General features: G+C 55.3%; 6 protein-coding genes. 2 read left to right on the top strand and 4 right to left on the bottom strand.

Features of this window, described 5'->3' with window-relative positions; all coding sequences use genetic code 11:
* Positions 1–55: 55 nt before the first annotated feature.
* Positions 56–2,227 (top strand): glycoside hydrolase family 3 C-terminal domain-containing protein, encoded by a 2,172-nt coding sequence (locus Q1K76_RS09485; RefSeq protein ID WP_300132869.1) that lies wholly within the window; start codon positions 56–58, stop codon positions 2,225–2,227.
* A gap of 108 nt (positions 2,228–2,335) precedes the next feature.
* Here the strand turns inward: Q1K76_RS09485 and Q1K76_RS09490 are convergent, their stop codons facing one another.
* From Q1K76_RS09490 to Q1K76_RS09505, 4 genes are all read right to left on the bottom strand, one after another.
* Positions 2,336–3,037 (bottom strand): Crp/Fnr family transcriptional regulator, encoded by a 702-nt coding sequence (locus Q1K76_RS09490; RefSeq protein ID WP_087407665.1) that lies wholly within the window; start codon positions 3,035–3,037, stop codon positions 2,336–2,338.
* Between the two features lie 166 nt (positions 3,038–3,203).
* On the bottom strand, positions 3,204–4,151 hold the full coding sequence (gene trxB / locus Q1K76_RS09495; protein ID WP_087407664.1) for a thioredoxin-disulfide reductase: 948 nt from the start codon (positions 4,149–4,151) through the stop codon (positions 3,204–3,206).
* A 23-nt stretch (positions 4,152–4,174) separates the two neighbouring features.
* Positions 4,175–4,813: a LolA-like putative outer membrane lipoprotein chaperone gene (locus Q1K76_RS09500; protein WP_087407663.1), complete on the bottom strand. Its 639-nt coding sequence runs from the start codon at positions 4,811–4,813 to the stop codon at positions 4,175–4,177.
* Positions 4,810–7,377: a DNA translocase FtsK gene (locus tag Q1K76_RS09505; RefSeq protein WP_300132864.1), complete on the bottom strand. Its 2,568-nt coding sequence runs from the start codon at positions 7,375–7,377 to the stop codon at positions 4,810–4,812. The genes Q1K76_RS09500 and Q1K76_RS09505 overlap by 4 nt, the downstream gene beginning before the upstream one ends.
* A 136-nt stretch (positions 7,378–7,513) precedes the next feature.
* Between Q1K76_RS09505 and Q1K76_RS09510 the strand changes: the two genes are divergently transcribed.
* Positions 7,514–7,695: hypothetical protein (locus Q1K76_RS09510; protein ID WP_300132866.1), on the top strand; the 182-nt coding region annotated here is incomplete at its 3' end.

Here is a 7,695-nt window from a genome sequence, read left to right on the forward strand (position 1 = left end):
ATCTTTTCTAAAACCCCTGTGGGCTGCCGCGCTGTTATTCCCTTTGCAGGCGGCCATGGCCCAAACACCTGTTTATCTCGATGATTCGCAACCCATCGAAGATCGAGTAGAAGATGCCCTTTCGCGAATGACCCTCGAAGAGAAAGTGGCCTTGTGTCACGCTCAATCGAAGTTCAGTTCGGCGGGAGTCCCCCGTTTGGGTCTGCCCGAGAACTGGATGACCGACGGTCCGCACGGCATACGCCCCGAAGTGGCTTGGGATGAATGGTACCAGGCCGGCTGGACCAACGACTCGTGCATGGCCTTCCCGGCCTTGACCTGTCTGGCCGCTACGTGGAACCCCGACATGTCTCTGCGTTATGGTCGGGCCATAGGCGAGGAGGCCCGGTACCGGAACAAGAATGTACTGTTGGGTCCCGGCGTGAATATCTACCGCACGCCGTTGAACGGGCGTAACTTCGAGTACATGGGCGAAGACCCTTATCTGGCCTCCGAGATGGTAGTTCCCTATATCCAGGGAGTTCAGTCGTGCGGGGTGGCTGCCTGTGTGAAACACTTCGCGCTCAATAACCAGGAGTATGACCGCTTTGGCGTCGATGTCGAGGTGAGCGACCGGGCTCTCTACGAGATTTATCTGCCGGCCTTCAAGGCGGCTGTACAGCGGGGCGAGGCTTGGGCCATTATGGGGTCGTACAACCTGTATCGCGGGCAGCATTGCTGCCACAACCAACGCCTGCTCAACGACATTTTGCGGGGCGAATGGGGCTTCGACGGGGTGGTTATCTCCGATTGGGGTGGCGTTCACAATACCCGGGAGGCTGCCTATAACGGTCTCGACATGGAGTTCGGTACCGGTACCGACGGCTTGTCGGTGAGTGCGAGCGATGCTTATAACCACTACTTCCTAGCCCGGCCTTTCCTCGAGCAGATAAAGGCCGGGGTGATACCCGAGTCGGTGGTCGACGGTAAGGTGCGTAATATTCTGCGAATGATGTTCCGCACGACGATGAATCCCAACCGTCCCTATGGTTCGTTCGAGGATCCGGCTCATGGCGAGGCTGCCCGGCAGATAGCCGAGGAGGGAATCGTGCTGTTGCAGAACCGCGACAACACGTTGCCTATTCGGTTGGAAAAGACCCGCAAGATATTGGTCGTAGGCGAGAACGCCATCAAGATGATGACCGTGGGCGGCGGCAGCTCGTCGCTGAAGGCACAGTACGAGGTTTCGCCTCTGGACGGCCTGCGGGCAAGAGTGGGCAATGCCGCCGAGGTGGTATATGCCCGTGGTTATGTAGGCAATACCGACGGTTCCTATAATGGTGTGGTTTCGAAGGTAGACCTGTCGGAATCGCGCTCGGCCGACGAACTGCTGGCCGAGGCAGTGGCTTTGGCCCGTGAATCGGATTATGTGATTTATGTGGGTGGCCTCAATAAGAACAGTCACCAGGATTGCGAGGGAGGCGACCGTTATGACTATGGTTTGCCCTACAATCAGGACCGACTGATCGAGGCCTTGGCCGAGGTCAACCCCCGCACCGTCGTGGTGCTCGTCTCGGGCAACAGTGTGGCCATGCCCTGGGCCGACCGGGTAGGAGCTATTGTCGAGGGCTGGTATTGCGGCAGCGAGGCCGGCCATGCCCTGGCCGCCGTGCTGGTGGGCGATGTGAACCCGTCGGGCAAACTGCCCTTCACGATGTGTGCCCGCCTCGAAGATTATCACGCCCATGCCCTGAACGACTCGCTGGTCTATCCGGGTGTCAATCACCGCGAGGTGTACAAGGACGATATTTTCGTAGGCTATCGCTGGAGCGACAAGCAGAAGAAAAACCATCGTCCGCTCTTCTGTTTCGGCCACGGGTTGAGCTATACCACATTCGAGTATGGCAAGGCGGTGCTCGACCGCAAGCAGATGACGGCGGCCGACAGCCTGCGGGTGCGCGTCACGGTGAAGAACACGGGCAGCCGTGCCGGTGCCGAGGTGGTGCAACTCTACGTGTCGGACCTGAAGTCGTCGTTGCCCCGTCCGATCAAGGAGTTGAAGGGATTCCGCAAGGTGATGCTTCAACCGGGCGAAAGCCGCGAGGTAGAGTTTGTGCTCGACCGCACGAGCCTCTCGTATTTCGACGATGCGAAACATGCGTGGGTAGCCGAGCCGGGACGCTTCGAGGTGCTCATCGGCGCCTCGGCCGAGGACATTCGGTCGCGTGCCGGATTTGAATTGAAATAGTCTTCCGTACCGTATTGCAATACGGAGTGGATATAACGAAAGAAGCTGCCGTCCCGTCCAGGGTAGGCAGCTTCTTCTGTATATAAGGGTAAGATATTGTCGTGGAGATTATCCGAATTTGCTGATTTTGCGCAATCGCTCTTCGTCGATAATCTGAATGCGGCGGCCGTCGACCGTGATGATTTTTTCGTTGGTAAAACTCGACAAGGTGCGGATGGCATTCGAGGTGGTCATGTTCGAGAGGTTGGCCAGGTCTTCACGCGCCATGTAGATGTTGAGGGTGAGTCCGTCTTCCTCGACACCGTAGTTCTCTTTGAGCACCAGCAGCGACTCGGCCAGCCGGCCCCGAATATGCTTCTGGGTGAGATTCACCGTGCGGGCGTCCGATATGCCCAGATCGTTGGAGAGTTCCTTGATGAAGAACCAGGCCAACCCGTTGTTCTGGCGGATATATTTCTCGACCAGGGGCATGGGCAGAGAACCGATGGTAGAACTTTCGATGGCGGCTGCGGCGGTCACGTAGGCTTCGCGGGAGAAGTAGGCCCGGTAGCCGAAGTACTGAACCGGACGAATCAACCGGATAATCTGGCTGCGGCCTCCCACGCCGTCCTTGTAGATTTTTACTTTTCCCTTCAATAAGCACATGAGTTGCGAGGGAGTTTCGCCTTCGCTGTATATGATTTCGTTTTTTTTGAAATTCTGAATCTTGAAATTTTCGGCAATAATGCGTTTTTCCTCACTTTCGAGCAACGCCCAAAAGTCGGACATCTCTTCTTGTAGTATAGACTCCAGTGTGCTTTTCTTGACCATTTGCCTTATAACTATGTTTTACAGCACAAAAGTAACTAAAAAATTGATATATCGTTTCTTAAAAGAGGAAAAATATCTAATTTTATAAGAAATAGAGCTTTAGAATAAAAAAAATAAGGAAGGAGAATAAATTCTCCCTCCTTTTGAGCCGCTCAGGCAAATCTTGTTACAATTTGTTATTGATGAGGTATCGCTCGGCATCGATGGCGGCTTTGCAACCCGAGGCGGCGGCAGTGATAGCCTGACGATAACGGGGGTCGGCTACGTCGCCAGCGGCAAATACACCGGGCAGATTGGTCTCGGTCGTGAAGGGCTTGGTAACGATATAGCCGTTTTCGTCGAGTTCGATGGCACCTTTGAATATATCGGTGTTGGGTTTGTGCCCGATGGCCAGGAAGAACCCGTCGATAGCCAGGTCGTATCGCTCTTCGTGGTCGGTATCTTTCCCTTTGACCAGATGCACGCCCTCTACACCGTTCTCGCCGAACAATCCTTCGGCCTGGGTCTCGAACAGGATTTCGATGTTGGGGTTTTCGATTACCCGCTGTTGCATGATATTGGAGGCACGCAGGTAGTTCTTGCGCACAATCAGATAGACCTTCGAGGCGAGGTGCGACAGGTATTCGGCCTCTTCGCAGGCGGTATCGCCGCCGCCTACGACGGCCACGATTTTCTTACGGTAGAAAAATCCGTCGCAGGTAGCACAGGCCGATACGCCCATGCCGGCATATTTGGCCTCGTCGGGGAGGCCCAGGTACTTGGCCGAGGCGCCGGTCGAGATGATTACGGCATCGGCCTCGACCACCTTCTCGCCCTCGATGGTGATGCGGTAGGGGCGGGTCGAAAAGTCGGCGGCGGTAGCGATACCGCGGCGAATGTCGGTACCGAATCGGGCAGCCTGTTTTTTCAGGTCTTCCATCATGTCGAATCCCGATATACCTTCGGGGTAACCGGGAAAGTTCTCTATTTCGCTGGTGGTCGTGAGTTGTCCACCGGGTTGCATGCCCTCGTAGAGGACGGGTGCCAGATTGGCCCGCGAGGCATATATGGCGGCGGTATAACCGGCCGGTCCCGACCCGATGATGAGGCAACGGATTCGTTCGTTCTGTTCCATAGTTTTATTTCGTTTTTAAGTGATTAGCGTAAATCGATGACTTCGGCCTTGGGGTATTGTTTCTTGTCGAAAACAAAGGTGGCATCGGAAAAGTTCTGCCCGGTGACCAGTCGCGACAGGGCGATGGTGCTGTGCGTGCGGTCGCTGTAATAGATCTGGAACGACTGGGGCATCCAGTTCGATGCGTTTACGGTGAGTACCACCCGGTCTATCTGGGTTCCCTTCTTCTTGGGGGTAAGCTCGGCCACCCGTTGCTGGCTGTTCTTGGCCTTCAAGGCCTTGACGTTGAAATTCTGCTTGTAGGTGGTGATGAGCGTGTAGGGGTTGATCGAGGCAATTTCGGCCGGGGTGGGTTCGGTAAGGTTCACCTCTTCGGAGGCTTTTACATAGGCCCATTGCAGTTGGCCGTTGTACCAGACGGTCATGGCGGGGGTTGTCCAGTAGAACTTGTCGCCCGACAGTTTTATGGTGCCCGACTGTTTGTCGACCGGTTCGTTCAGGGCGTTGTATACGGTGAGGGTAAACGCAGCCGACAGGTCGCCCGAGCGGCGTATTTTTTCGACCACCCGGTCGAGTGCGGCGGTGCCGTTTTGAGCCTGTGCCACCTGGGCATTGGCCAGGAGCAGAGTAGCGCAGAAAAGAAGGATGCGACTTAGTTTCATTTCATTAGGTCTAATTTGTTTTCAAGAGCCATGATGTCCGAGATTAACACCTGACGGGGTTTGCCGCCTTCGCTCGGGCCCACGATACCGGCGGCTTCGAGTTGGTCCATCAGTCGGCCGGCCCGGTTGTAGCCGATGGAGTATCGCCGTTGCAGCGACGAGGTAGAGGCTTGTCCCGATACGACAATCATCTTGGCGGCCTCTTCGAAGAGGGGGTCGCGGTTGCTCATGTCGGCCCCGCTGCCCGAGTCGCTGTTTTCGTTTTTGTATTCGGGCAGTTCGTAGGCTTCGGGGTATCCCTGTTGATGGCTGATGTATTCGCAGATACGTTTCACCTCGGGGGTGTCGATGAAGGCGCATTGGATACGCTTCAGTTCGCCTCCTTCGGTGAAGAGCATGTCGCCCCGTCCGATGAGCTGGTTGGCTCCCGGAGCGTCGAGGATGGTGCGCGAGTCGACCATCTGCATCACGCGGAAGGCGATACGGGCCGGGAAGTTGGCCTTGATATTACCCGTGATGACGGTTGTCGAGGGCCGCTGGGTGGCGATGACCATGTGTATACCCACGGCCCGGGCCTTCTGGGCAATACGGGCGATAGGCATCTCGACGTCGCGTCCGGCCATCATGATGAGGTCGGCAAACTCGTCGATGACCACCACGATATAGGGCATGAACTTGTGTCCGTTGTTGGGGTTGAGCCGGCGGTGGATAAACTCGTCGTTATACTCCTTGATGGTTCGCACGTTGGCCTTGGCCAACAGGGCATACCGGTTGTCCATTTCGATGCAGAGCGAGTTGAGGGTGGCGATGACCTTGTCGCTGTCGGTGATGACCGCCTTCTCGGCATCGGGCAGTTTGGCCATGAAGTGTTTCTCGATGACCGAATAGATGCTGAACTCGACCATCTTGGGGTCGACCAGTACGAATTTGAGTTGGGCCGGGTGTTTCTTGTAGAGCAGCGAGGTGATGATGGCGTTGAGTCCTACCGATTTACCTTGTCCTGTCGCACCGGCTACCAGGATGTGGGGCATCTTGCAGAGGTCGGCAATGAAAACCTCGTTGGTGATGCTTTTTCCCAGAGCCAGCGGCAGGTCGTATTTGCACTCCTGGAACTTGCGCGAGGCAAGTACCGAGTACATCGATACCATCTTGGGCTCCTTGTTGGGCACCTCGATACCCACGGTACCCTTGCCGGGAATGGGGGCGATGATGCGGATACCCAGAGCCGAGAGGCTGAGGGCAATATCGTTTTCGAGATTCTTGATGCGGGCAATGCGCACGCCGGCCTCGGGCTTGATTTCGTAGAGGGTGACGGTGGGGCCCACGGTGGCGGTGATGGAACTGATGCCGATGTTGTAGTTTTTCAGCGTCTCGGTGATGAGCTTCTTGTTGGCCGCCTGCTCCTCCATGTTTATCTCAACCTCGCTGCTCTCGCGCTTGTCGAGCAGGTCGAAGGTGGGGCGCTTGTAATGCGAGAGGTCTTTGGTGGGGTCGTAGTCCTCGAGGGGCGGAGCCTGGGTGGTCATCTCGTCGGTCTCGGCCGTTTCGATGACAAACGAGGGGTCGCCGGTGTCGATGGTGAGGCGCTTGGTCTCCTCGTGGTCGTGGGGTGCAGGCTCTTCCAGTTCGTCGGGCGAGGGGAGTGGCTCTACCAGATCGTCGGGGTATCCGGCCGTGATGTCGTCCATTTCGGAGGCCGCGAGAGTATCGTCTGGTTTGATGTCCGTTTGGGACATTTCATCGGGCGTTGGTTCCGTTTGAGCAGTTTCGGGTACGGTATCCTCCGGGGTTACGGTTATCTCTTTTTCGTCATCCTCTTTTTCGGGTTTGTCGTGGTCTCCGCTGTTGGCCCACTGGTCGGCTTTCTTCCGAATCGACTGGATGGCCCGGCCGGTAAGGTTGACCGATGAGGCGCGACGTATGTAGTCGATGGTCTTGTAGCTGAGGTGTACCAGCAAGATGATGGCGAGCGCCGCAATAAAGAGCGCGGTACCCCAGGGACCTATCCAGGCGTTGAGCCATTGGGTGGCGTAGTAGCCGTGGTATCCGCCCAGGTAGAGGAAGGTGCCCTGGTAGCTGTGCAGAAAGATAAAGCCGAAGAAGAGCGACAGGACGATGATGGAGAGGGCGCACGTGATGGTGAACCGTATCATGCGGGTGTGCGATACCCGAATGAAGCGGCGCCCTACCACATAGAGCCACAGCGCTACGATGAAGGCCGAGATGCCCATCCAGCGGTTAATCATGAGGTTGGAGAGGTAGGCTCCGAATGCTCCGGTCCAGTTTTGTATGTCGTTGCTTACCGACGAGAGTTCTCCAATCGAGAGATTTTCGATTTTGCTCTGGTCTACACTACCGGTGAACAGAAACGAAATAAACGATATGGTCAGGTAAATCGAGAAGATGATGAGAATCACCCCGATGATGAAGTTGACACGCTCGTTCTTGAACAATCCCTTGTGAGGTTTCTTCTCTTCTTGTGGTGCTTCCTGAGGAGTCTCTTGAGGTGCACTCTCTTCGGGTTGTGTCGGTTTTATTGGGTTTTCTTCTTGGTTCTTGGGCATATTGGGAATAGCTGATATATGATTGAAACAAATTGTTACAAAGGTAGTGAAAGGTGAAAGCAGAGACAAACGAAAATGAAATTTTCAAGTTTGGCTATGCTGAACCGCCTCCTATCTTCTACAAAGGTAGTGAAAGGTGAAAGCAGAGACAAACGAAAATGAAATTTTCAAGTTTGGCTATGCTGAACCGCCTCCTATCTTCTACAAAGGTAGTGAAAGGCGAAGGCAGAGACAAACGAAAATGAAGTTTTCAAGTTTGGCTGTGCTGAACCGCCTCCTATCTTCTACAAAGGTAGTGAAAGGCGAAGGCAGAGACAA

The sequence above is a fragment of the uncultured Barnesiella sp. genome, from assembly GCF_946496565.1.
Taxonomy (GTDB): Bacteria; Bacteroidota; Bacteroidia; order Bacteroidales; family Barnesiellaceae; genus Barnesiella; species Barnesiella merdigallinarum.